General features: G+C 60.6%; 16 protein-coding genes. 11 read left to right on the top strand and 5 right to left on the bottom strand.

Going from position 1 to position 24,835, the window contains the following annotated elements; all coding sequences use genetic code 11:
* Positions 1–86 precede the first annotated feature (86 nt).
* The 3 genes from OZY47_RS01660 to OZY47_RS01670 all read left to right on the top strand — a co-directional run bounded on the left by OZY47_RS01660 (position 87) and on the right by OZY47_RS01670 (position 3,217).
* On the top strand, positions 87–1,271 hold the full coding sequence (locus OZY47_RS01660) for a hydroxymethylglutaryl-CoA synthase (protein WP_277178221.1): 1,185 nt from the start codon (positions 87–89) through the stop codon (positions 1,269–1,271).
* Positions 1,272–1,561: 290 nt separating this feature from the next.
* On the top strand, positions 1,562–1,834 hold the full coding sequence (locus tag OZY47_RS01665) for an ACT domain-containing protein (RefSeq protein ID WP_277178222.1): 273 nt from the start codon (positions 1,562–1,564) through the stop codon (positions 1,832–1,834).
* Between the two features lie 18 nt (positions 1,835–1,852).
* Entirely contained in the window at positions 1,853–3,217 is a 1,365-nt protein-coding gene (locus tag OZY47_RS01670; protein WP_277178223.1) for a PFL family protein, read from the top strand.
* Between the two features lie 261 nt (positions 3,218–3,478).
* Here the strand turns inward: OZY47_RS01670 and OZY47_RS01675 are convergent, their stop codons facing one another.
* Complete coding sequence (locus tag OZY47_RS01675; RefSeq protein WP_277179043.1) at positions 3,479–4,078, bottom strand: tRNA (cytidine(34)-2'-O)-methyltransferase; 600 nt, start codon at positions 4,076–4,078, stop codon at positions 3,479–3,481.
* A 595-nt stretch (positions 4,079–4,673) separates the two neighbouring features.
* Here OZY47_RS01675 and OZY47_RS01680 point away from each other — a divergent pair.
* From OZY47_RS01680 to OZY47_RS01715, 8 genes are all read left to right on the top strand, one after another.
* On the top strand, positions 4,674–5,624 hold the full coding sequence (locus tag OZY47_RS01680) for an A/G-specific adenine glycosylase (protein ID WP_277179045.1): 951 nt from the start codon (positions 4,674–4,676) through the stop codon (positions 5,622–5,624).
* A 123-nt stretch (positions 5,625–5,747) separates the two neighbouring features.
* Positions 5,748–6,614, top strand: coding sequence for a sce7726 family protein (locus tag OZY47_RS01685; protein WP_277178224.1), 867 nt, complete (start codon positions 5,748–5,750; stop codon positions 6,612–6,614).
* 2 nt (positions 6,615–6,616) lie between these two features.
* Complete coding sequence (locus OZY47_RS01690; protein WP_277178225.1) at positions 6,617–7,576, top strand: sce7725 family protein; 960 nt, start codon at positions 6,617–6,619, stop codon at positions 7,574–7,576.
* 16 nt (positions 7,577–7,592) lie between these two features.
* Positions 7,593–8,684, top strand: coding sequence for an RES family NAD+ phosphorylase (locus tag OZY47_RS01695; RefSeq protein ID WP_277178226.1), 1,092 nt, complete (start codon positions 7,593–7,595; stop codon positions 8,682–8,684).
* Between the two features lie 584 nt (positions 8,685–9,268).
* Positions 9,269–9,904: a hypothetical protein gene (locus tag OZY47_RS01700; RefSeq protein WP_277178227.1), complete on the top strand. Its 636-nt coding sequence runs from the start codon at positions 9,269–9,271 to the stop codon at positions 9,902–9,904.
* Positions 9,905–10,202: 298 nt separating this feature from the next.
* Complete coding sequence (gene rpoB / locus OZY47_RS01705) at positions 10,203–13,769, top strand: DNA-directed RNA polymerase subunit beta (protein ID WP_277178228.1); 3,567 nt, start codon at positions 10,203–10,205, stop codon at positions 13,767–13,769.
* A gap of 132 nt (positions 13,770–13,901) precedes the next feature.
* Positions 13,902–17,930, top strand: coding sequence for a DNA-directed RNA polymerase subunit beta' (locus OZY47_RS01710; RefSeq protein WP_277178229.1), 4,029 nt, complete (start codon positions 13,902–13,904; stop codon positions 17,928–17,930).
* Between the two features lie 405 nt (positions 17,931–18,335).
* Positions 18,336–18,866: an FHA domain-containing protein gene (locus tag OZY47_RS01715; protein WP_277179046.1), complete on the top strand. Its 531-nt coding sequence runs from the start codon at positions 18,336–18,338 to the stop codon at positions 18,864–18,866.
* A gap of 555 nt (positions 18,867–19,421) precedes the next feature.
* Here the strand turns inward: OZY47_RS01715 and OZY47_RS01720 are convergent.
* The 4 genes from OZY47_RS01720 to OZY47_RS01735 form a co-directional block, all read right to left on the bottom strand.
* Complete coding sequence (locus tag OZY47_RS01720; RefSeq protein WP_277178230.1) at positions 19,422–20,018, bottom strand: hypothetical protein; 597 nt, start codon at positions 20,016–20,018, stop codon at positions 19,422–19,424.
* 89 nt (positions 20,019–20,107) lie between these two features.
* Positions 20,108–21,019 (bottom strand): serine/threonine-protein phosphatase, encoded by a 912-nt coding sequence (locus OZY47_RS01725; RefSeq protein ID WP_277178231.1) that lies wholly within the window; start codon positions 21,017–21,019, stop codon positions 20,108–20,110.
* Positions 21,016–23,595, bottom strand: a complete 2,580-nt coding sequence (locus OZY47_RS01730; protein WP_277178232.1) for a transglutaminase domain-containing protein — start codon at positions 23,593–23,595, stop codon at positions 21,016–21,018. The genes OZY47_RS01725 and OZY47_RS01730 overlap by 4 nt, the downstream gene beginning before the upstream one ends.
* The gene (locus OZY47_RS01735; RefSeq protein ID WP_277179048.1) at positions 23,592–24,776 is read right to left on the bottom strand and encodes a DUF58 domain-containing protein; all 1,185 of its coding nucleotides are present in this window, start codon (positions 24,774–24,776) and stop codon (positions 23,592–23,594) included. The genes OZY47_RS01730 and OZY47_RS01735 overlap by 4 nt, the downstream gene beginning before the upstream one ends.
* Positions 24,777–24,835: the final 59 nt, after the last annotated feature.

Raw genomic sequence — 24,835 nt, forward strand, 5'->3', positions numbered from 1 at the left:
GTTTCGGCCGCGCCAATAACAAGATGGGATGTATGGATATGGGTCAGGTTGGCATTCAGAACGACAGCAGTGCCGGAAACGTTGGAATGACGGCGGTTTCGTCGGACGCTCCGGTGGTCGGCATCGACAGGATCGACTGCTATACTCCGAACCACTATCTTGATCTGGTCGATTTGGCGCACGCCCGCGGCGAGGACCCCAACAAATACCTCATCGGCATCGGCCAGAGCAAGATGGCCGTCGCCGCGCTCGACCAGGACATCGTGGCCATGGCCGCCAACGCCGCCGAACCCATGCTCAATGCGGAAGACAAAGCCAATATCGGCCTGCTGATCGTCGCCACCGAAAGCGGCATCGACCAGTCCAAGGCCTCGGCGCTCTTCGTGGAGAATCTGCTTGGCCTCGACGAGCATCTGCGTGCCATTGAGATCAAGGAGGCCTGCTACGGCGCCACCGCCGGGGTGCAGCTGGCGTGCGATTACGTGCGCAGTCATCCGGGCCGCAAGGCGCTGGTCATCGCCTCCGACATCGCCCGCTACGGCCTGCGCACCGCCGGTGAGGTGACCCAAGGGGCCGGCTCGGTCGCCATGCTCATCAGCCGCGACCCGTCCATTCTCGTCATCGAGCCCGAATCCCTTTACCTGAGCCGCAGCACCGGTGACTTCTGGCGTCCGAACTATTCCACCGAGGCGTTCGCGCGCGGCAAGTTCTCCGAACAGGTCTACGTCGGCATGTTCGACGAGCTCTGGGACGAGGCGCAGGGTAAGGGAATGGCCCGCCCCGAGGACCTTCAGGCGCTGCTTTTCCACATCCCCTTCTCCAAGATGGGGCGCAAGGGGTTGCGTTCGCTCGAAAGCCGAATCGACGGGCCTGATTACGAGCGGCTCACGCAGCGCTTCGAATCCAGCATCGTCTACGGCAAACAGGTCGGCAACATCTACACAGGCTCGATCTACCTGGCCCTGCTCTCGCTGCTCGAGAACGACGACACCCTGCGCGAGGGCGACCGCATCGGCCTGTTCAGCTATGGCTCCGGCTCGGTGGGGGAGCTCTACTTCGGTCGCTTGCAGCCGGGTTATCGTGATCGTCTCGATCCGCGGCGTCACCAGAGTGCGCTGGACGCACGCCAGCAGCTGACCATGGAGCAATACGAAAGCATGTTCGAGGGGCAACTGGCCACCGACGGTTCGACGCAGACCTTGACGCAAACCGACCCCGCCGCCCCGCACTATCTCGCGGGCATCAAGGAGCACGAGCGGCAGTATCGTTGATATTTCGTGGCGTTTCGGCCTTGGATGTGTGTTGGTTTCCGCGCGTCCAAGGTCGTTTTCGTATTCAATTGTGCTGATTTATATACCATTTACATTTATATATATTCAAATATCCATCCGTATATTCATCCGTCATGCTCCATACTTTCGCCCTGCGTTCTTCCCCTATCTGGACGTGATGGCATGGACCGACCAAACTGCCATATACTAAGGATTTGGGAACAGAGGTCGGCGTGAACCGGCCTTCCGCCAACGGCCGCGACGTCCGGCCACCTATCGGAGGGACTCTCATGGACAAAGCGGTTATCACAGTCGTCGGGCAAGACACGGTCGGCATCATCGCGCGTGTCTGCACCTACCTTTCGCAGCACCAGGTCAACGTGCTCGACATCTCGCAGACCATCATCGACGGCTTCTTCAACATGATGATGATCGTGGATTGCGACGACCTCGACGAGCAATTCTCCGACATGGTCGACGGCCTGGAATCCCTTGGCGACGAGATCGGCGTGCGCATCCGCTGCCAGCGCGAGGAGATCTTCACGAAGATGCACCGGGTCTGAGGGGGAGGGGAAGCCATCGTGTTGAACATAACTGAGGTCCGCGAGACCAACGAGATGATCGAGCAGGAGAAGCTCGACGTGCGCACCATCACCATGGGCATCTCCCTGCTCGATTGCGCCGCCGCCGACGTCGACGTGGTCTGCGAGAACGTCTACCGCAAGATTACCGAGAAGGCCCGTGACCTGGTGAAAACCGGCCGGGGCATCGAGCGCGATTTCGGCATCCCGATCGTCAACAAGCGCATCACCGTCACTCCCATCTCGCTGGTCGGGGCGAGCTCCTGCAAGTCGCCGTCCGATTTCGTCAAAATCGCCCATGCCTTGGATCGCGCTGCCAAGGAAGTCGGAGTCGACCTCATCGGCGGCTACACGGCTCTGGTCTCCAAATCCATGACCCCGGCCGAACGCATGCTTATCGAATCGCTGCCGAAGGCGCTTTCCGAGACCGACATCGTCTGTTCGTCGGTCAACGTCGGCTCCACCAAAACCGGCATCGACATGGACGCCGTCGAGCTGCTCGGCCGCATGGTCAAAGACACCGCCTACGCCACGCGCGACAACGACAGCTACGGCTGCGTGAAATTCGTGGCGTTCTGCAACGCACCCGACGACAACCCCTTCATGGCCGGCGGCTTCCACGGCGTCACCGAAGGCGACGTGGTCGTCAACGTTGGCGTCTCCGGGCCCGGCGTGGTCTCCCGCGCGCTCGATGCCGCGAAAGGCAAGGATTTCGAATTCCTGTGCGAGACCATCAAACGCACCGCCTTCAAGATTACCCGCGTCGGCCAGCTGGTCGCGCAGGAGGCCTCGAAGCGGCTCGGCGTGCCCTTCGGCATCATCGACCTGTCGCTGGCACCCACGGCGGCCGTAGGCGATTCGGTCGGCGAAGTGCTGGAGAAGATCGGGTTGGAACAGGTCGGCGCTCCCGGCACCACCGCGGCGCTCGCGATGTTGAACGACCAGGTGAAGAAGGGCGGCATCATGGCCTCCTCCTACGTCGGCGGGCTCTCTGGCGCGTTCATCCCCGTTTCGGAGGATAAGAACATGATCGAGGCGGCCAAATCCGGCTGCCTCAAAATCGAGAAGCTCGAGGCGATGACCTGCGTCTGCTCGGTCGGCCTCGACATGATCGCCATTCCCGGCGAGACCTCGGCCGCGACGATTTCCGGCATGATCGCCGACGAGGCCGCCATCGGCATGGTCAACCAGAAGACCACCGCCGTGCGCGTCATCCCGGTCTACGGCAAAGGTGTCGGCGAGGTGGCGAATTTCGGTGGCCTGATGGGCTATGCGCCGATCATCCCGGTCAACCAGACCTCGTGCGAGGCCTTCGTCACCCGCGGCGGCCGCATCCCCGCCCCAATCCACAGTTTCAAGAACTGACAGGTAGCTCAAAACTGATTTGCGCCATAAACGGGCCGCTGAGCGTTGGTGGGTGGCTTGTTTATGGCGCGAAATTGTGGTTGCGACATAATTAGGCCGCACCCCCCCATTAACGGCCCATTTATGTCGCAAGATTGGAGTTGCGCCATATTTCGGACACTGAAGGGTTGTCAATGGCTTGTTTATGGCACAAAATTAAAATTTCGCCATAAATGAGTCGCTGGTCATCTGTTAGTGGCTTGTTTATGGCGCAAAATGGAATTATTCCCCGCCGGCGAAGCCCAACTGACGCCAAGCCTCGTAGATGGCGATGGAGGCGCAGTTGGTGAGGTTCAACGAACGCAGGCTCGGCCGCATCGGCAGGCGCACTTGCTCAGCGACGTGCGGGCCGGCCATGATGTCTATCGGGTCGGGGATGTTGCCCGGCTCCGGGCCGAAAAGCAGGATGTCGTCCGGGCGATATTGCACGTCGGTGTAAAGCTTGGTGGCGTGCGCGGTGAAGGCGATGATACGCGAGTTGGGCATGGATTTCACGAGGTCGTCGAAATCGGGGTGCAGCACGACGTGGGCCATGTCGTGATAATCGAGGCCGGCGCGGCGCAGCTTGGTGTCTTTCAGGTTGAAGCCGAGCGGTTCGATCAAATGCAGAATCGTCCCGGTCACGGCGCACAGGCGGATGGCGGAACCGGTGTTGCCGGGGATGCGCGGGGAGTAGTAGCACAGGTGCGGCGTCACCGTCTTGGCCTCGCTGGCGTCCTTGGCGCTCATCATCGCGTCGACTACGCTGATCGGGTTGCCGTGAGCGTCCGTGACGAGCTCGTCCGGCCCGTAGTTGGATTTGCGGTAGCCGTATTCGTACATGTCGGTGACTTTGTTCTCGGGGTTGCCGGCGTTGCCGGGATTGCTGGAGCTACCGGAGTTCTGCTGGTCGTTGCTGGTTTTCGCTGCGTCTGTCATGGTTCAAAACTATCCCCGCGAACCGACACGGCCGATTGTGTTGGGTTTCGATTGTTCTCAATTGCGTTTGCGCGTAATAAAATACGTTCAATCCGTCATTGCCTAGTATGGAGGTCACATTGCGTTGTTTTAGGGTTTCCGTGCTGTGTAATAGCAAATAAGAATATGGAAAACGTTGGAATTTCGCCATTCTTATATTTCGGTATTGCGCGGAACTCAGCAGGGAGGCGGAAATATGGCGATAAAGACGTTCAGCGCTACGTGTTCACAGCATCGATACGTGAAATCCTTGATTATTTCGTTCCGTGCTGTGAGTGAGACCGAAGCGCATTATTTCCGCAGCACTGACGATTGAACCATGCGGATTACGCCTTCCGTGCCGCTGTAGCGGCTTTAGGGCACAATGGTTCGGATGGTTCAGAAGGATATGGATATGACGCAAGCTGCACAAGGCGCGCGCGAGGTGGTCGAGGGCTTTAGCGCCGACGAACTCGAGGCGATGAAAAGCGAGTTGTTCTCGTGGTGGGACGAGAACGCGCGCGACCTGCCGTGGCGATTCGGCCGCACGACACCGTGGGGCATCCTCATTTCCGAGGTGATGAGCCAGCAGACGCAGATGAGCCGCGTCGTTCAGTATTGGACCAACTGGATGGATGTCTGGCCCGACGCCGCAAGCCTCGCCAAGGCAAGCACGGCCGAAGTCATCACCGCGTGGGGCAGGCTTGGCTATCCCCGTCGCGCGTTGCGGCTTCAGGAATGTGCGAAAGTGGTCGCTGAGCAATATGACAACGAGCTTCCAAAAACGTATGACGAATTGGTTGCGCTGCCCGGCATCGGCGACTACACCGCCAGCGCCGTGATAAGCTTCGCGTTCGGCGAGCGCATCGCGGTCATCGACACCAATGTCCGCCGCGTGCTCTGGCGCACGTTCAAGGGCGAGGAGTCGCTGGGTGGCTCGGCCAGGCCTGAGGAACGCAAGCTGGCGAACGCCGTGTTGCCGAAGGACGCCGAGGAAAGCGTCATCTGGAACGAGGCGCTGATTGAGCTGGGCGCGCTGGTCTGCACCGCAAAGAACCCGAAGATCGACGAGGACCCATGGGTCGGCCACAACCGCTTCTACGCCGCCGGCTGCCCGGGGATGGGGGAGAAGCGCACTCGCCCGCGCCAGAGCTTCAAAGGTACGAACCGCCAGGTGCGCGGCATCGTCCTCAACGCTTTGCGCGCTCTCGCCGATTCGGAACCGGCCACTGGAAAAGGTTCGCCGTCATCCGAAAAGGCATCCGTAAAGTCCTCTGCAAAGGCGGCTTCATCCGCCGGCGCCTCGTTGTCTCGCGAGGAGGTCGAACAGCTCTGGCCCGACCACATCCAACTCGACGCCTGCATCGCCAGCCTCGACGACGACGGCCTCATAGAAATCAGTCCAAATGGTTCATTGAGTTTGCCACAATGAAACTGGGCAGGTGATTTGTTCGCGGTTTCTGGGGGGGTGAATCAATTAGAATAGCTAGAATGAATTAAGCATAGAAAAACAATATAGTTTCATCGAGTAAACATCATGAACAGAGGAGGAACCATGGCAGATGCTGTTCGAGCACTTAATCATGTGTTCAGCACTCATGTTCTTCAAGATTTGTTGGATTCTGGCTTCAGTAAGACGTTTCAAACTGCGGCGGATAAAAGTGTCAGTGGGTTTGATTCTATGACTTATGGTCAGATATTTACTAAGATTTATCGCTACCTTTATCGTAATCAACGTAATGAGTTCGTTTATCAAGATGTATTGTTTCGTAAGCTTTTGAAAAAACACAGTCCTCGTACGACAGTTGCTTTTCGTCAGCTTCCTGTGGGGGATTCCATCGCGGATTTCGTGATGATTAATGGTTGTGGAAGAGCGTACGAGATCAAGTCCGATTTGGACACTTTCGATAGGCTGGAGCAGCAATTACAGCATTATCTAACGGTCTTTTCCTATGTCTATGTGGTAGTTCCTGAAGCAAGGTTTCAGGAGGTGCTGAATCTTCTTGACACGTTCACCGGATATGGAAGTTTTATCGGGGTGTATGCAGTCACGCGGCGCAATGCGATTAGCGCGAAACATGTTCGTCGGGCACAGCGTTGTACTGATTTTCTTGATTCGAAATCATTGTTTTATATGTTGCGTAAACCGGAATATGAGAAGGTTTTGCTTGAGGCTTTCGGAAAATTACCTCAGGTCACACCTGTACAGTATTTCAGTACTTGCATGGAATGGTTTTCTATTTTGCCGGTTTTGAAACAACAGGAATTCGTTATGAGAACCTTGAAACAGCGTAAGTTGGCGAATTTCCAAATATCTGGAAACGTCCAAGATGAGTTGCAATCCTTGGTTTATTTTTCCGATTGGCGTTATGATGAGAAGAGATTGAATGCATTACTGAGGAGTGACTATCGAAGGAGATAAACGTGAGCGGGTGCTACTATCCCTACCTTTATGGCAGACAGTCGGAGCTTTATGCTCTGCGAAATCTGGCAGAAGAGGACAGAATCAGTAACAACGTACTGCCAATTATCGAACCGGTTAGTAATTCAAAGGTCTCAATTCATCTGCTAAGAAGTGTTATTCAGGCGTTTCGTCAGCATCACCTTCGTATTGGTGTGGTCATTAATCCTGTTGAGGGCATTTCCACCACAGCGTTGCTTAGCTCAGTTGGTCTTAGGGGCAATAGGGCTGTCGTCCCCGTAATTCTTCTCACTGAAGAGGCTTATGAGGATTGGGATATCGCCCAAAGATATGCGTTTGCAAATCCCTATATTGTGGTAGCCAGAGAAGGCCGGTATGCCCTTGGTGGCGGGGCGGAACCGCAGATACAGGGGTTAGATGGTATTGATTTTTCCGAAGTCGTTTATGAGGGCGGCAACGCGGTCAAACAGGATGTGCTTGCTTCAAAAGACATTTTAAAAGGGCTCAAGAATTTTTCGAGTGCCGCTTTGGTTGATCATTTCCATAAACTTTCGAGAAATGCTGATTATGCGGAACATCCGGATGAGATATTTTCAAGAGATCATCTATTCTATTCAAGGTTTGACGATGATGGCTTCGGTGATTATTCGGTAATTGGCTCTCAACGTCCTACAACAGGTTTTGCTGCTTACGCTGTGGCCATTCATTGGGTTTATTTTGATCGGGACGATATTTTGTGGATTCATCATTATGTTTCCGACAGCAATGACACCATTCGTGATCCCGGTACTAAGTTCAACCAGGCAGTAGCTAAATTGATAAATGATGATAGAGCAATGACAACATTTGCAGCACGCAGGTTCCGTTATTTCTTTGACAATGAGCTGTTTCCAGGGCTGGCTATGGTCAAGCGACTTTCCATTATGCACCATCTGGAACTGATGAGCAATTACCTGAGCTAATCGGGAGAGCGAAATCATGAATGATAAAACGAAATTTTGTTGCAGCAACTGTTTCGAAAAAGGCTTGAAAGATATTGTTGAAAGTGCCTATGACGCGAAGAGTCCGTTGGGGAATTGTCCATACTGTGGTTCATCGAATGTTCGGTTGTACGAGCTTGGGAAACATGATGAACTGCAAAACGCACTTTACAATGTGATTAGTCTTTATGAGTCGGGTTCAAAGGCTGGAGAACCCATGTCAATGATTTTGCAAAAGGATTGGAATATTGTCAGCGAAAAGGTGGAAACTCCGTCCCGGCTTCTTCTTTCTTTGTTCGCTTCGTTATTCGAAAACGGAATGGTTTCGAAAGGTTTTTCTACGCGAAAATTTAGGCTAAGGCGTTCAGCAGAGAAACCGTTTGTAGAAAATGGCAGCTGGAGCTCCTTCGCAGAACATATCAAATACAAAAATCGTTTCCATATCCCGTTCATACATCTAAATTCGATACAGGAGTTGTTGCTAGGTCTTGTAGAGGATATTCCCGATGCTGATTCGAATGATCTCTTTTACCGTGGCAGGATTACCAACAGCAAAACCGGTTTCAAAAAAGAAGAGATGGGAGCTCCTCCTAAAAATTTGTTGGCAGCTGCAGGAAGAGTTAATCCGTCGGGGATAAGAGAATTGTATCTCTGCCATGATAGGGAGACGGTGCCTTATGAGGTCAGAGCTACGGTTCCCGATTATGTGAGTGTGGGAACATTTAGGTGCGAAAAGAAGAGAAGGGTGCTTAATCTCTCCAAAATTGATCAGATTGTTCCGGATTTTACTAATCTGCATGCTTTAAGATTGCTTGCTGTTAACAAACCTTTATTGCATGATTTCGCTCAGGAGGTTGCGAAACCTGTCAGTTCTAATCCGAATGCTGAACTCGACTATCTCCCAACGCAATATATTGCTGAGTTTGTCAAATCTTTGAATGATACGCAAACGCAACAGATCGATGGAGTTTGTTTCGAAAGTACCATGTATCCTTCTCACATGAATTATTGCTTTTTTGATCCAGATGATTGGAAATGTTCTGAGGTTGAGACAATTCAAGTTAAAGAAATTCGCATTCGAACGAATTGAAAAGTGTGGAATGAGTTTTTAGCCTTTTAAGCGTCAAATTTATCTTCGATGCTTATACTGAGGATTTTGACCTCTCAGTAACTGCAGAAGCGTCAGGAACAGCCAAATCTAATGAGGAGATGCATCACTATCTTCGCTGCCGCATCGTCGTGGGCGTGGTTGTATGGGCGTTGCTCGCGCTGATTGGGTCCGGCCGCGAAAAGGTTCGTCGTCACCCGCAAAGTCCTCTGCAAAGGCGGCTTCATCTGCCGGCGCGTCCTTGTCTCGCCCGGAGGTCGAAAAGCCTGGCCCGACCACATCCAACTCGACGCCTGCATCGCCAGCCTCGACGACGACGGTCTCATCGAAATAGGCACTGATGGCTCCCTGCGTCTACCCCCGATGAATCCGAGGCAATACCGTATTCATCCAAGGTAGGTGAGTCGGCTAGAAATAGTTGGTCCTTTTGAACATGCACGGATGAGTCCGTCACGAATAATATGGACAGCCCTAGGCGGGCTGTCTGACGGCGCGGCTGTGAAAGGCATATGTCGTTCGCCTAACGGTTCGACCACCGTTCACTTCATTCGTCTACACTGGTAGGTATGACCTCTCAGCAGCAACGCAAGCGTGGCACGAAGCGCAAGCTTAGCAAACGACAGCGGCGCATCTATATGCGTCGTCGCATCGTGGTGGGCATCGTGTTGCTGCTGGTGCTCGCGTTGGTGATTTTTGGCCTGTATAGCATCGGCCGTGGCATCGGCATGGTCAGCAAAAGCATCGGCCATTACGAGGAGCAGACGGTCTCGCGCCAGCAAGCCGAAACCAAAAAAGCGAAGAAAACCCCGAAATGCGGCGCGGATGATGTGAAGCTGGACCTGACATCGGGCGCCCAGAGCGTCGAGGTCGGCGGCTCGCTTGAGTTCAGCGCGACCATCGCGCACGAGGGCCGCGGCCAGTGCCTCATCGACGGGTCGAACACCTCGCGCGTGCTCACCATCACCTCGGGCGACGACACGATCTGGCGCTCCGACACCTGCCCAGCCGACAGCCGCATGCTGCTGATGGCCCAGGGCGACAAGGACACCCAGAAGATTGCGTGGAACGCCAACCAGACCGGAAGCAAATGCGTCAGCGACGACCTCCTGCCCAAGGTCGACCCGGGCACCTACCAGGCGCAGCTGAGCCTCAAGGACCATCCGCAGGTCAAGAGCCGCAAGCTTCCGTTCGTCGTCGATTGACGTCTGCGTCGCTTTAGCCGGATGTTTTGAACGAGATACCTATATATAGATCTTTATATGTAGGCCTCGTTTATTCCTTACATATACCTTGCCGCCGTTCTCCGAATTTGGACAATTCAAAGGGCTTGCCGCCCACGAAGCAATGTCCAGCGGTATGGTAAAATATTGTATTTGCATAAGGTGTGTCATATTGCGGGCATGCTCTAACGACGAAGCGCCCGCGAAGCATAGGTTTTTCACGGCGCGTTTCCTTAAAGAATTGATATCGAAAAGATAAGCGAGCGATAAGGAACGTCCATTGGCTGAAAACAAGCTCAAGACGAACACCACACAAGTCATCGCACGCGCCGACGAGCACGACATCAAGGTGCATAAGGCGAGCGACCGTGTGAATTTCGGTTCCATCAGGGAACCCATTGATGTGCCCTACCTTCTGGGTGTGCAGACCGACAGCTTTGATTGGCTCATCGGCAACGAGCGCTGGAAGAAGCGGGCCGAGGCCGACATCAAGGCGGGCACCAACGAGGTGGCCCACACCTCCGGCCTGGAGGAGGTCTTCAACGAGATCTCCCCGATCGAGAACTTCGCGCAGACCATGAGCCTGACCTTCTCCGACCCCTACTTCGAGGAGCCGCGCCACACGGTGCAGGAGTGCAAGGAGAAGGACTACACCTACTCCGCGCCGCTCTACGTCAACGCCGAGTTCGAGAACGGCGACACCGGCGAGATCAAGAGCCAGACCGTCTTCATGGGCGACTTCCCGCTGCAGACCCCGCACGGCACCTTCATCATCGGCGGCACCGAGCGCGTCATCGTCTCGCAGCTCGTGCGTTCCCCGGGCGTCTACTTCGACCGCACCCCCGACCGCACCAGCGACAAGGAGATCTTCGGCGCGAAGATCATCCCGTCGCGCGGCGCATGGCTCGAGTTCGAGATCGACAAGCGTGACGTGCTGGGCGTGCGCGTGGACCGCAAGCGCAAGCAGTCCGCCATCGTCTTCCTCATGGCCATCGGCATGACCAAGCAGGAGATCGCCAAGTCGTTCAAGGATTACCCGCTCGTCATCGATGCGCTCAACAAGGAGACCATCGAGACGCAGGACGAGGCCCTCACCGACCTCTACCGCAAGATCCGCCCGGCGGACACCCCGACCCCCGAGGCCGGCAAGAACCTGCTCGAGTCCTTCTACTTCAACACCCACCGCTACGACCTCGCCCGCGTGGGCCGCTACAAGATTAACCGCAAGCTGGGCCTCGAGGCCGAGCCGACCGACCGCAGCCTGAGCCGCGAGGACATCATCGCCACCATCAAGTACCTGGTGGCCCTGCACGCCGGCGACAAGACCTTCCCAGGCAAGCGTGACGGCAAGGACGTTGACCTTCGCGTGGACGTCGACGATATCGACCACTTCGGCAACCGTCGTATACGCCAGGTCGGCGAGCTCATCCAGAACCAGCTGCGCACCGGCCTGAGCCGTATGGAGCGCGTGGTTCGTGAGCGCATGACCACCCAGGACGCCGAGGCCATCACCCCGCAGTCCCTGATCAACATCCGCCCCGTGAACGCGACGATCAAGGAGTTCTTCGGAACCTCCCAGCTCTCGCAGTTCATGGACCAGAACAACCCGCTTTCCGGCGTGACCAACAAGCGTCGTCTCTCCGCGCTGGGCCCCGGCGGCCTCTCGCGTGACCGCGCCTCCATGGAGGTCCGCGACGTCCACCCGTCCCACTTCGGACGTATGTGCCCGATTGAGTCCCCTGAGGGCCCGAACATCGGCCTCATCGGCTCGCTGGCGACCTTCGGGCGCGTCAACCCGTTCGGCTTCATCGAGACCCCGTACCGCAAGGTCGTCGATGGTCATGTGACCAACGACATCGAGTACATGACCGCCGACCAGGACACCGACCACGTCATCGCCCAGGCCAACCAGGAGCTTGACGACAATGGCGACTTCGTCTCCAAGACCGCGCTGGTCCGTTCCGCCGCGGGCGAGGCCGAGGATGTGCCGGTCAGCCAGGTGGACTACATGGACGTCTCCCCGCGCCAGATGGTCTCCGTCGGCGCCTCGCTGATTCCGTTCCTCGAGCACGACGAGGGCCACCGAGCACTGATGGGCACCAACATGCAGCGTCAGGCCGTCCCGCTCGTGCAGAGCGAGCGCCCGCTGGTGGGCACCGGCTCCGAATGGCGCACAGCCTACGATTCCGGCGACACCATCCTGGCCGAGAAGCCCGGCGTGGTCAGCTACGTCTCCGCCGATATCATCCGCGTGGCCAATGACGATGGCACCCAGTCGAGCTACAAGCTCGCCAAGTTCCAGCGTTCCAACCAGACCACCAACTACAACCAGAGGCCGCTAATCAAGGACGGCGAGCGCGTCGAGCGCGGCAGCGTGCTGGCCGACGGCCCCGCCACCCAGAAGGGCGACCTGGCCCTGGGCAAGAACGTGCTGGTCGCGTTCATGCCTTGGAACGGCTATAACTACGAGGACGCCGTCATCATCTCGCAGCGCCTGGTGAAGGACGACACCTATTCCTCCATCCACATCGAGGAATACGAAATCGACGCCCGCGACACCAAGCTCGGTGCCGAGGAGATCACCCGCGACCTGCCGAACGTCGGCGAGGACGCGGTGGCCAACTTGGACGAGCGCGGCATCATCCGCATCGGCGCCGAGGTCGAGGCCGGCGACATCCTGGTCGGCAAGGTCACCCCGAAGGGCGAGACCGAGCTGACCCCCGAGGAGCGCCTGCTTCGCGCCATCTTCGGCGAGAAGAGCCGTGAGGTGCGCGACACCTCCCTGCGCGTGCCCCACGGCGAGACCGGCACGGTCATCTCCATCAAGGAGATCACCCGCGACGAGGCCGAGGACGACGGCGACGAGCTGCCCAACGGCGTCAACTCGATGATCCGCGTCTACATCGCCCAGCACCGCAAGATCACGGTGGGCGACAAGATGTCCGGCCGCCACGGCAACAAGGGCTGCATCTCCCGCATCCTTCCGGAAGAGGATATGCCGTTCCTGCCCGATGGCACCCCGATCGACATCATGCTCAACCCTCTGGGTGTGCCTAGCCGAATGAACCTGGGCCAGGTCCTCGAGCTGCACTTGGGCTGGATCGCCCACGCCGGCTGGGACATCAAGCTCGACCCGGATCTCGAGGCCGAATGGAAGAAGTACGTGCCGCAGGGCGCCGAGCATGGCGACCCGGGCACCCCGGTGGCCACCCCCGTCTTCGACGGCGTGCGCCCCGATGTCATCCAGGGCCTGCTGCGCAGCACCCTGCCCGACCGCGACGGCAACAAGCTCGTCGGCGAGGACGGCAAGGCGACGCTCTACGACGGCCGCACCGGCGAGCCGTTCCCGAAGCCGATCTCGGTGGGCTACATGTACATGCTCAAGCTGCACCACCTCGTGGACGACAAGATCCACGCGCGTTCCACCGGCCCGTACTCCATGATCACCCAGCAGCCGCTGGGCGGCAAGGCACAGTTCGGTGGCCAGCGCTTCGGCGAGATGGAGGTGTGGGCCCTCGAGGCCTACGGCGCCGCCTACACGCTGCATGAGATGATGACCACCAAGTCCGATGACGTCGACGGCCGCGTGCGCGCCTACGGTGCCATCGTCAAGGGCGAGAACCTGCCGCCGGCAGGCATCCCGGAGTCCTTCAAGGTGTTGCTCAAGGAGATGCAGTCGCTCTCCCTGAACGTCGAGGTGCTGAACGCCGATGGTGTGGCGATCGACCTCAACGACGCCGAGGACGACCCCACCTCATCCTCGCATGATCTCGGCTTCAACATCGGCGCCCGCCCGGACGCCGCCGCGAAGGACGATCAGGCCGCGCCTCAGCCGGAGTATCGCTGAGCCAAGCGCTTTCACGGCTTCGATAGCCGCCGGCGGTCCCAAGGCAGGTTGTGAACCACCTTCGAGCCGCCGGCCGGAAGCCCGAAAGCCCCATATTCGTAATTGACATCAATTGGAAGACAGGACAAAAGAGTGCTGGACGTCAACGCATTTGACAAATTGAGGATCGGCCTGGCCACCACCGAGGATATCCACAACTGGAGCTACGGCGAGGTCAAGAAGCCGGAAACCATCAACTATAGAACACTGAAGCCCGAGAAGGACGGCCTCTTCGGCGAGCAGATCTTCGGACCCACCCGCGACTGGGAGTGCGCCTGCGGCAAATACAAGCGCGTGCGTTTCAAGGGCATCGTCTGCGAGCGCTGCGGGGTGGAGGTCACCAAGTCCCGCGTGCGCCGTGAGCGCATGGGCCACATCGAGCTGGCCGCCCCGGTCACCCACATCTGGTTCTTCAAGGGTGTGCCGAGCCGCTTGGGCTACCTGCTCGACATCGCGCCGAAGGATTTGGAGAAGGTCATCTACTTCGCGGCCTACATGGTCACCAAGGTGGACGACGAGCAGCGTCACCAGGACCTGCCCGACCTCACCGAGGAATTCGAGACCGAGATCGCGCGCATCCAGAAGCGCCGCGATTCCGAGATCGAGGAGCGCGCCAAGAAGGTCGAGACCGACCTGGCCGAACTCGAGGCCAGCGGCGAGGCCAAGGGCAGCGCCAAGACCAAGCTGCGCAACTCCGCCGAGCGTGAGATGGCGGCCATCCGCCAGCGCTACGACGACCAGGTGCAGCGCCTGACCGCCGTGTTCGACCGGTTCAAGACCCTTGAGCCCGGCGACATGGAGGGCGACGTCGACCTGTGGCAGGAGATGTGCGACCGCTACGGCGATTACTTCGAGGGCTGCATGGGCGCCGAGGCGATCAAGAAGCGCCTGCAGGACTTCGACCTCGAGGCCGCGGCCAAGCAGCTGCGCGAGGAGATCGACACCGGCTCTGGCCAGCGCAAGGCCCGCGCCCTCAAGCGTCTGAAGGTCGTCAACGCCTTCCTCACGACCGACAACAAGCCGGAGGCCATGGTGCTCGACGCCATCCCGGTCATCCCTCCGGACCTGCGCCCGATGGTGCAGCTGGACGGCGGCCGTTTCGCCACCTCCGATCTGAACGACCTCTACCGTCGTGTGATCAATCGCAACAACCGTTTGAAGAGGCTCATCGAGCTCGGCGCCCCCGAGATCATGCTCAACAACGAGAAGCGCATGCTCCAGGAGGCCGTCGACTCGCTGTTCGACAACGGCCGTCGTGGCCGCCCGGTCACCGGCGCCTCGAACCGCCCGCTGAAGTCCCTGAGCGACATGCTCAAGGGTAAGCAGGGCCGTTTCCGCCAGAACCTCTTGGGCAAGCGTGTGGATTATTCCGGCCGTTCCGTGATCGTGGTCGGCCCGTCGCTCCGCATGCACCAGTGCGGCCTGCCCAAGCCGATGGCCCTGGAGCTCTTCAAACCCTTCGTCATCAAGAAGCTCGTGGAGCAGAACTACGCGCAGAACATGAAGAGCGCCAAGCGCCTCGTCGATCGCCAGGACGCGTCCGTCTGGGACGTGCTCGAGGACGTCATCAGCGAGCACCCCGTGCTCCTCAACCGTGCGCCTACGCTGCACAGGCTGGGCATCCAGGCCTTCGAGCCGATTCTGGTCGAGGGCAAGGCCATCCACCTGCCGCCGCTCGCTTGCGCCGCATTCAACGCGGACTTCGATGGCGACCAGATGGCCGTCCACCTGCCGCTGAGCGTCGAGGCGCAGGCCGAGGCCCGAAGCCTGATGATGGCATCCGACAACATCCTGAAGCCCGCTGACGGCCACACCGTCACCATGCCTTCGCAGGATATGATCCTGGGCCTCTACTACCTCTCGAGCGTCATCGAGGGCGCGAAGGGCCAGGGCCGCGTGCTCGGCTCCATCGAGGAGCTGCGCATGGCCGTCGACCGCCACGATGTGGACGTGCAGGCCAAGGTGCTGGTGCGCCTGCCCAAGGACTTCGTGCTGCCCACCGATTGGGAGCCCGCCGAACTCAAGGTCGTCGACCCCGAGCCCGGCAGCCCGGACGTGGTCAAGGAGGAGCGGTTCAAGGACGGCTCCGTGCTCTTCGCCACCTCCTACGGCCGCCTGCAGTTCAACAAGACCCTGCCCACCGACTACCCGTACATCAACGAGCAGGTCGCCAAGGGCAAGCTCTCCACGATCGTCGACGACATCGCCACGCGTTACTCCACCGCCCAGGTGGCCGCCACGCTGGACGCCCTGAAGGACCTCGGCTTCACCCGCGCTCCTTGGTCGGGCGTCACCATGTCGTTCTCCGACATCGTTGAGCCTCCCGAGCGTCTCGACATCATCCACGACTACGAGGGCCAGGCCGACAAGGTCAACGACCAGTACGAGATGGGTCTGTTGACCGAGGAGGAGCGTCGCCAGGAGCTCATCAACCTCTGGACCGAATGCACCGACAAGGTCGCGGACGCCATGCGCGACAACTTCAAGGACGACAACAACGTCAACATCATGGTGCAGTCCGGCGCCCGAGGCAACTGGATGCAGATTCGCCAGATTTCCGGCATGCGAGGCCTGGTGGCCAACCCGAAGGGCGAGATCATCCCCCGACCGGTCAAGTCGAACTACCGTGAGGGCCTCTCCGTGCTGGAGTACTTCATCTCGCAGCACGGCGCCCGCAAGGGCCTGGCCGACACCGCGCTTCGTACCGCGGAATCCGGCTACCTCACCCGTCGTCTCGTCGACGTGGCCCAGGAGGTCATCGTCCGCGAGGAGGATTGCGGCACCAAGCGTGGTCTGCCCATCAAGATCGCCGACCACGACGAGGACGGCAACCTGGTGCTCGTCAAGGACGCCGACGGTGGTCCTTACTCCCGTCTGCTCGCGGCCGACGTCATCGACCCGAAGGACGGCAAGACCGTGCTCTACAAGCGCGACGAGGCCCTCTCGATGGACGTGCTGCGCGACATGGTCGCCCACGGCGTCGAGGAGGTCAAGGCCCGCTCCGTGCTGACCTGCGAGTCCAAGCGCGGCGTGTGCGCCAAGTGCTACGGCTGGTCGCTGGCCACCAATCGCCTGGTCGACGTCGGCGAGGCTATCGGTGTGGTCGCCGCCCAGTCCATCGGCGAGCCTGGCACGCAGCTGACGCTCCGTTCCTTCCACTCCGGCGGTGTGGCTTCGGCTTCCGATATCACCCAGGGTCTTCCCCGTGTCACCGAGCTTTTCGAGGCCCGTACGCCTAAGGGCGAGGCGCCGATCGCGGAGTATCCGGGCACCGTCAAGGTGGAGGACACCGACCACGGCCGCCAGGTCACGCTGACCCCCGACGACCAGAACGTCGAGCCGATCACCTACCCGGTGACCCGTCGCGCGCCGCTGATGGTCAAGGACGGCGAGCACATCGAGACCGGCACCCAACTCATCGAGGGCTCCGTCGACCCGAAGAAGGTGCTGCGCATCCTCGGACCGCGTGCCGCACAGGTCAACATCGTCGAGGGCGTGCACGACGTGTACCGCTCGCAGGGCGTGGATATCCACGACAAGCACCTCGAGGTCATCGTCCACCAGATGCTTCGCCGCATCACGGTGATCGATTCCGGCGACACCAAGCTGCTGCCCGGCGAGCTCGTCGACCAGACGAAGTTCAAGGACGCCAACATGGAGGCCGTGAAGGCCGGTGGCAAGCCCGCCGCGGGCCGTCCGGAGCTCCTGGGCATCACCAAGGCCTCGCTGGCCACCGATTCCTGGCTCTCCGCCGCTTCGTTCCAGGAGACCACCCGTGTCTTGACGGAGGCCGCCTTGGAGCAGAAGTCCGACGAGCTCAAGGGCTTGAAGGAGAACGTCATCATCGGCAAGCTCATCCCCGCCGGCACCGGTCTGGCCCGCTATCGCAACGCGACGGTGGAGCCCGACAAGGCCATCCGCGACACCATCTACCCGAACTTCGGCCTGGGTGATGACGAGAACGGCGAGCTTGGCGAGGGCGGCCTGGACGATGTGGACTTCTCCAACATCGACTTTGGCGACCTGAAGCTCGGCGACGACTTCAACCCCGACGATTTCCTCGACGACCAGGGAGGCCAGGCCGATCTCGGCGGGCTGCCCGACGGCGACACCAACGCCTGAGGTCGCGCGAGAAGGCTAGGGTTCTAGTCTTCATCTAGTCCAATGTGACGGAGCGCCCCGCTGTGCCAACGTGCATGGCGGGGCGCTTACGTATTATTTGGGCGGGTTGGTGAGTGAATGGTATAAGGTTTGCCGTTTGCGGCAAATGTTGTGTTGGGACGATAGAATGGATTCATGAGCAATACGCCTTTTCCGCCGCCACCCGAGCCTGGTTGGTATGACGATGATGTCACTGTCCTTTCGGAATTGAACGATGGGGCCAACGCCTCCGCAACCGCTGGAGAGGCCGTCGGCAATGCCGGGCAAGCCTCTGCGACTGCTGGCCAGGCAGCCACGCTGGCAGATGCCGGTATCGTGCAAACCTCCGCGTCTGCTGGCCAGACCGCCGCACAGGCAGGCGTCGGCATTGTGCAAGAAGCCGTTGCCGCCACCCCTGTCGAAAAGCCGGCGCCGGTGACGGCCGAGTCGCAGGTCTCCTCGAAGGCCAGTAACAAGGCCAATAACGGCAACGAAGGCGGTGCGTCCGCTGGCCCCGCGGTCAACGCGGCCGGCGACATCGAGGATTGGGACGGTACCGTGCTCTCCTCCTCGTTCATGGGCAAGTCGCCCAACAAGGGCTATCACCTACACAACGACGCCACCGGGCAAGACATCCTGCTCGACCGCAGCACGCTGCTGGGGCGCCACGTCTCCGCGACGGTTCCCGAGGGGGCCGTCTCGGTCAAGCTCACCGACCCGACGCGCACCGTCTCGCGCAACCACGCGGCAATCAGTTTCGACAAGGACGGCACGCTGTGGATCGAGGACTACGGTTCGCTCAACGGCACCTACGTCATCGAGGGCGACCATGAGAAGCAGATCAAGGGCAAGCCTATGCAGCTGTCGGTGCCTTCGACGTTGCGCATCGGCGACCAGTTCTTCAAGCTCACCGAATAGGTTTTCATCAAGTCGGTTTTCGGCCGGCGATACTCGTGCCCTTGGGCTTATGGAATCGTTGGATTCATAGGACCAAGGGCACGAGTATCTATATCGATGAACCCGGTGAACAGTGTCCGCTTCCGAAATGTCTGCTTGAGGCGAGTGAGGGATGTTAAGTGGGTGCCTGACGCGTTAAGTGGGTGCCTGACCGAGCTCAAAACTCCCAAAATAAGGTATTTTTCTTATTATTTCGGTCAAATGGGCACCCACTTAACCTTTAAAACACCCACTTAACGGATTTGACTAGTTGCGGGAAGGCTTGAGGCCTGCATTCCAGCTTTGTGGAAGTGGACGACCACATGGGGGGCATCGTGAATACCTTGCCGTCGTTGTACCGAGTACTGTTCGCAGAGCCACGACTTAAAATATACTTGGGTTTCCTGGTCTACCGGCGCGGATGCGCGAACGCGTAAAGGCATGATGGAAGCACGGGAACACAAACGGACGCGGATGGCGCAGGCTAATCGCCATGCCATCCGCGTCCGTTTAGTATGCGCGAGATATTGTCTGTCTCTACCGCCGTGTGGCCAGGGCCGCGTTGATGGACGGGTCGTTGAGCTGGGCGAGCCAGTTGAGCAGCTCGGGGTAGGTGTTGGGGTTGCGGGCCAGGCACGCGCGCAGTTCGGGCGCGTACTGAGCGATGCGGGCGATGGTCATCTGGTCGGTGTTCGGATCGAGGGCCTGCTCGGCGGTGAAGCCATAAGGGTTGGTGGCCGGTTGTTGCGCGCCCCCGTTCTGGCCTTGTTGACCTTGCTGTCCCGCATAGCCCTGCTGGCCGCTGCCATAATAGTCCTCCTGCAGGGTGCCGATCGAATCGGCCGTGGTGCTGTGCGGGGCCTGTGAGCCGCCATCGGCCTCGCCCTCCTGCGAGCGTTGCGCCACAGGGCTGCTCGGGCCGCCCTCGGGTGCCGCGAATCCCATGGCCTGCAGGGTCTGGCGGGCCCGCTCGTCACCGAACTCGGCGATCCAGCGTTTGAGGCCTGGGTAGCAACGCGGGTTGGCGGCCACATTTGCTCCGAACTCGGGGTTTTCGTAGGCTATCTTGGCCAGCATGATGGGGTCTGCCTGCTGATCTTGCACGACAGCTGCGGCGGTATCGTAATCGACCATTTCTCTTGCTTTCTTCTTGGTTGTTGCTGTTGTTATTACTTACGTTTGTTGACGCCCGAAATACCAGGAACGTCCGGAGCGCTGGGCCCTCAGGTCCTCAGCCCGTCGAGGGTGATGTCGCTGATGGTACCGAGGTCCTCTCCACGGTCGAGCTTCGAGGCGTGCCACGGCTCCTTTGGGGAGCCCATAGCAGGATTGGCGGTTTCGGCGGATTGCCCGGCCTGCGCCTCGTCGGCGTCGATGTCCACGACGATGACGGTGACGTTGTCGTCGCCGCCCGCGTCGAGCGCCGCCGTGATGAGCGCGGTCACCGTGTCCTGCGGGTCGGGGTTGGCCTCGCATATCTCGCCGATCTCATGCTCCTCGACCAGCGAGTGCAGACCGTCGGAGCAGACCACGAACCTGCCCACCGGGTCGACGGCGAAGAAATCGGGGTCGATGCCGTCGGGGGAGCCGACGCACTGGGTGATGATGTTGCGGGGGATGGTGGCGTTGGCCACTTCGGGCAGCATCAGCCCGGAGTCGATGGCCTCCTGGCGCTGGGAATGGTCGGTGGTCACCTGGCAGATGGAATCGGCCACGCTGATGCCGTCGGGCCGCCGGTCGAGATGGTAGGTGCGCGAGTCGCCCACGTTGATGACGTACCAAAGTGCGGGGTCGAGCCGGCCGTCCGCTTCGGCGTCGTCGCTGGGAATGCGGGGCGAGACGAGCCCGGTGGCGGTGGTGCCGGCCACGCCTCCCAGCTCATCGCCGAGCTCGAGGGTGTCGTCCTGGGCCGCCTGCAATGTGGCCTCGATGTCGGCTCGGTCGCGGGCGGGCTTGCTGGCCAGCGCGGCCAGATGCTTGACGGCGAGCCCGCTGGCCCGTTCGCCTCCGACGCCGCCGCCCATGCCGTCGCACACCACATAGACCCCAAGTGCCGCCAACCCGTTGTCTTGGTTGTTGCGTCGTTTGTTGCCTATGTCGCTGCCGATGGCGGTATGGATGCGCGAAACCTTCATCTGCGGCCTTTCCTCTCGGTTTCCCTCTTGCCTTTATGAGCCAGTATAGACTTCGCCGTGCGCAATATCGCCTGCCAGATGGAGGCGAGCAGGCCCGTCACTTTGGCCGTCAGATCGGCGAGGGTCGCCTTGCTGACCACACCGCGCAGCGACAGCCTCGTGCGCAGCTTGCGCCAACGGGTCTGGCTGGAGAGGATGCGTTTGCTGGACTTGTCGACCTCGTTCCAATAGCTCTCCGGGGCGCCTTCCTTTGGCGCGACGCCGGAGAACGAGGCCCAGTCCGCCTCGCGGCACAGCTTGTCGAGCTCATCGCCGAGCTTCGCGTCGATCGATTGCCCATCGCTTCGCAGCGCCTCGGCGATCTGCCGGGACTGGTCGCGGCGCGTGCCGGAGGTGCGGATGCCGCTCTGCAGGGCCAGCATGTCAAGCGCCCGCCAGCCCGAGGCGATGCGTTCTCCCGGTGAGCCACGCTTTCGCATCAGGGCCAGTTGGATGGCCTTGATAAGCAATATGAGCCCGCATATAGCCAATATGATCCACAGCGGGCTGCCATAGACGGCCACGACGCCCACCACGTGGAAGACCTTGGAAAGGATCATGCCGAGCTTCGAGTTGTTGACCTCGTCGCCGTTCAAGGACGAGCGGTCGCGGGCCTGGTTCTGGTCGCGCAGCGGGTCGGTCAGCGGCACCGGAGGCTGACGCACCAGCGTCTTGGGCTTGGGCGGGGTGAGGTCTTGGTTCTTGTTGGGGACCTTCGTCTCCTTGGGGGTGGGGTAGAAGGCGACCCAGCCGTAACCCTTGAGGTTGATCTCGACCCAGGCCTCGATGTCGTTGCCCGTGTAGTCGGTGACCGGGCCGTTCTTGGTCTGATGGGTGCGGGCCTTGGAGATGCCGCCGTCCTTGTCCTTGGGCAAAAAGCCGAGCACCACGCGGGCGGGCAGCCCCAGCTCGCGGGCCATCAGCGCCATCGCGGAGGCGTACTGCTCGCTGTCGCCCACCATCGCCGAGCCGCCGAGCATCTGGTCGATGCGGTAGTTGCCGTGGCCGGGCAACGAGGGGTAGTCGCCGGAAAGCCCGTGGGAGAACCAGCCTTTGGTCTTGAGCGCCGTGGCCAACGCGTCGGCGGTCTTGCCGTCGGTGGACTGCTTGCCGACCAGCGAGGGGGCGAGCTTGCCGACGCTGTCGGGCACGTCCTTGGCCGCCGGTTGCGTGACTTGTTGGGCACTCGCCTGGGCGATTTCCTGCTGGGAGGGCACGTCGGGGATGACGCCGGTCTCGGTGTAGGTCTGGCCGGCCTGGGTGCCGTCGGGGATGATCGCCGAATGGGTGCCGAGGTTGTAATAGAAGGTGTCTTCGTCCTTCGCGTGCTTGGAGGAGAACGTGATGCCCGTGGCGTCGCCGGCCAGCGGCAGCCATTGCTCCGAGAAGCCGTCATGCACCGTGAGCGTCGCCTTGAAGCGGCGGCCCTGGTCGCTGGCCTCCATGGCGCTGCCGACCTTGCGGTAGTCCGAGGAATCCGAGGCGTCGGAGGAATCGGAGAGGTTCCACACGTTGCCGTCGAAGCGGTCCATCACCGCCAGGCGGATGGGGGTGCCGGCGGGCAGGTCGCGCGCGGTGATGAGCGTGTCTTTCTTATGGTCCTTCACATAGGCGCGCATGCTGCTCAACGGGCTCGTGTATTGGTGCGGGTCGAGCGGGGGATTGTAGCGGTCGCGCAGGGTGAGGCGGTGCTGCGGCACCACCAGGCACGCGCCGAACGCCAGGGCCGCGGCCACAACGATGATGACGGCGGCGCTCGCCATCCTGTTGAGGTTCAGGGAATGCCGGCGCCAGGCCAGCCAGATGACCATGACCAGCATCGCGGCGATTGGGCAGATGACGCGGGCGGTGCCGGAGGATGTGCCCAGCAGGGCGCTGACGACCAGGTTGGCCATAAGCGGCACGATGCTCACCAGCGAGAGATCGTGCGCCTCGTTGACGGCGAGGACGCCCGCGAGCAGGGCGGTGAAGAGGTTCAGCGTCCATAGGGCCATAAGTCCGCCGTCCGCGCCGCCGATGGGGGCGGCCACGGAGATGACGTATTTGAACGATCCGAAGGTGTCGGTCGCGCCTTGGGTGAGGGTGTCGAGCGTGGGGACGACATGGGCGATCGTGGTGTCGTTCAAGGTGACGATAGGACCGATGATGAATTGCGCGACGACCAGAAAGACCAGCTGCCACCACAGGCGCATGGCCGGCACGGCGCCAGCAAGCGCTATCAGGCAGCCGAGCAGCGCCGCGGGGATTGCCACGCCCGCCCACATCAGGGCCGAGCCATAGGCGTCGATGAGGTTGGCCGAGTCGAGGCAGATGATGACGAGGATGGCCGCGAGGCTTACGAGATAGGCGCTCCAGGAGCGGTGTGGGGTGACGAAGGCGTGGCGGCGGCCGTTGTCGCCGCCGGTGAGCACGATGGGGGCGCGGGTCGCGGAGGCCCACGAGCCGTCGGAGCGGACGAAGGTGCCGGTGCCGGTGTCTGTGGCGCCCAGCGTGCCGTGGGTGCCGGTGATGTCGGAAAGTGGTGTGCCAAGCCTCATCGCAGCGCCTCCATCACTAGGGGCAGCTCATCGAGCTTGCCTAGGGTGGCCAGCGTGAAGCCGTCGTATTGGCGGATGGAGCTGGCCTGGGAGCGGTCGACGCTGAAGATGACGCACACTGATTCGCTGGGCACCGCCGCGGCGATGCGACGCAGCCGCTCAAGCTCGCCCAGCGAGCCGATGACGAAGAAATAGAACGAGGCGTCGGGGCTCGTCTTGAGGGTGTTGGCCGCGAGGTTCGGGTTCTCGTCCATGTCGGGGGTGATGCCGCTGCACCAATCGAGGAATTGCGTGGGGTTGTGGGCCTGGCAGTCGTGGGTGGAGACGTGGGAGACCAACGGGCGCGAATCCATGAGGCATTGCGCGCCGATGGAGGCGGCCACGCTCACCGCCGTCTCGAACTCCTGCTCGTCGAGATAGTCGCCGGGGTTGCTGGCCAAGGTCAGCGAGGTGTCGGTGCGCTTGGTGGCGTCGTATTGGCGGATCATCAGCGTGCCCGTCTTGGCCGAGCTCAGCCAGTGGACGTTGCGCATGTCGTCGCCGGGACGGTACTCGCGCAGGCCGTAGAAATCGAGGTCGTCGTCGACCACCTGCTCGGTGGGACCGCCCTCGAGGTCGCGGGCCAGCCCGGAGCTCAGGGTGTTCAGGCGCACCGTGCGCGGGTGGATGTAGACGTTGATGGCCTCGGAAAGCGATTGCTCATGGCGGATCAGGCCGAAGGGGTCACCCTTGCGGATCGAAAGCGGGCCGACGGGCAGCACGGCTCGCGTGGCGGCGCGGAACTGCACCCGCTGGCTCTTGGTGTGGCCCGGGGCCAGGGCTGGGATGCGGAAGCTCTCGTGGGCCTCGCCCATGGGCAGCTCGCCCTCGGCGCTCACCGTCGGGGTCTTGCCGGGGTTGGCGACCTCCACGTCCACATCCACCGTGTCGCCCACGGTGATGCGGCGCTCGGAGAGCTTGAGGGTGGCCTTGAAGGCGGTGTTGCCCAACGACATGATCAGGCCCGCCGCCTCCATCACCAGCGTGATGACCGCGATGACGATGAGCTCATGCCAGCCCAGCGCCGGGAACGCCGCCAGACTCGCCACGCCCAGCGCCAACACGCACCAGCCCAGGGGCGAGACGTACGAGGTCAGCCATCCGGGGGCCACCTTGCGCGCTTTGGCCAAGGCGCGCCGCATCTTGCGCACGGGCCTCGGCGTGGTGCGGGGAGCCCTGGCGATGGCGCCAAGGGAAGATT

Source organism: Bifidobacterium sp. ESL0790, from assembly GCF_029395435.1.
Taxonomy (GTDB): Bacteria; Actinomycetota; Actinomycetes; order Actinomycetales; family Bifidobacteriaceae; genus Bifidobacterium.

Coding starts and splice junctions, on each gene's coding strand:
- OZY47_RS01660 (WP_277178221.1), top strand. CDS start 87: ATGACGGCGGTTTCGTCGGACGCTCCGGTGGTCGGCATCGACAGGATC.
- OZY47_RS01665 (WP_277178222.1), top strand. CDS start 1,562: ATGGACAAAGCGGTTATCACAGTCGTCGGGCAAGACACGGTCGGCATC.
- OZY47_RS01675 (WP_277179043.1), bottom strand. CDS start 4,078: ATGTACGAATACGGCTACCGCAAATCCAACTACGGGCCGGACGAGCTC.
- OZY47_RS01680 (WP_277179045.1), top strand. CDS start 4,674: ATGAAAAGCGAGTTGTTCTCGTGGTGGGACGAGAACGCGCGCGACCTG.
- OZY47_RS01685 (WP_277178224.1), top strand. CDS start 5,748: ATGGCAGATGCTGTTCGAGCACTTAATCATGTGTTCAGCACTCATGTT.
- OZY47_RS01695 (WP_277178226.1), top strand. CDS start 7,593: ATGAATGATAAAACGAAATTTTGTTGCAGCAACTGTTTCGAAAAAGGC.
- OZY47_RS01700 (WP_277178227.1), top strand. CDS start 9,269: ATGACCTCTCAGCAGCAACGCAAGCGTGGCACGAAGCGCAAGCTTAGC.
- OZY47_RS01720 (WP_277178230.1), bottom strand. CDS start 20,018: ATGGTCGATTACGATACCGCCGCAGCTGTCGTGCAAGATCAGCAGGCA.
- OZY47_RS01725 (WP_277178231.1), bottom strand. CDS start 21,019: ATGAAGGTTTCGCGCATCCATACCGCCATCGGCAGCGACATAGGCAAC.
- OZY47_RS01730 (WP_277178232.1), bottom strand. CDS start 23,595: ATGAGGCTTGGCACACCACTTTCCGACATCACCGGCACCCACGGCACG.
- OZY47_RS01735 (WP_277179048.1), bottom strand. CDS start 24,776: ATGCGGCGCGCCTTGGCCAAAGCGCGCAAGGTGGCCCCCGGATGGCTG.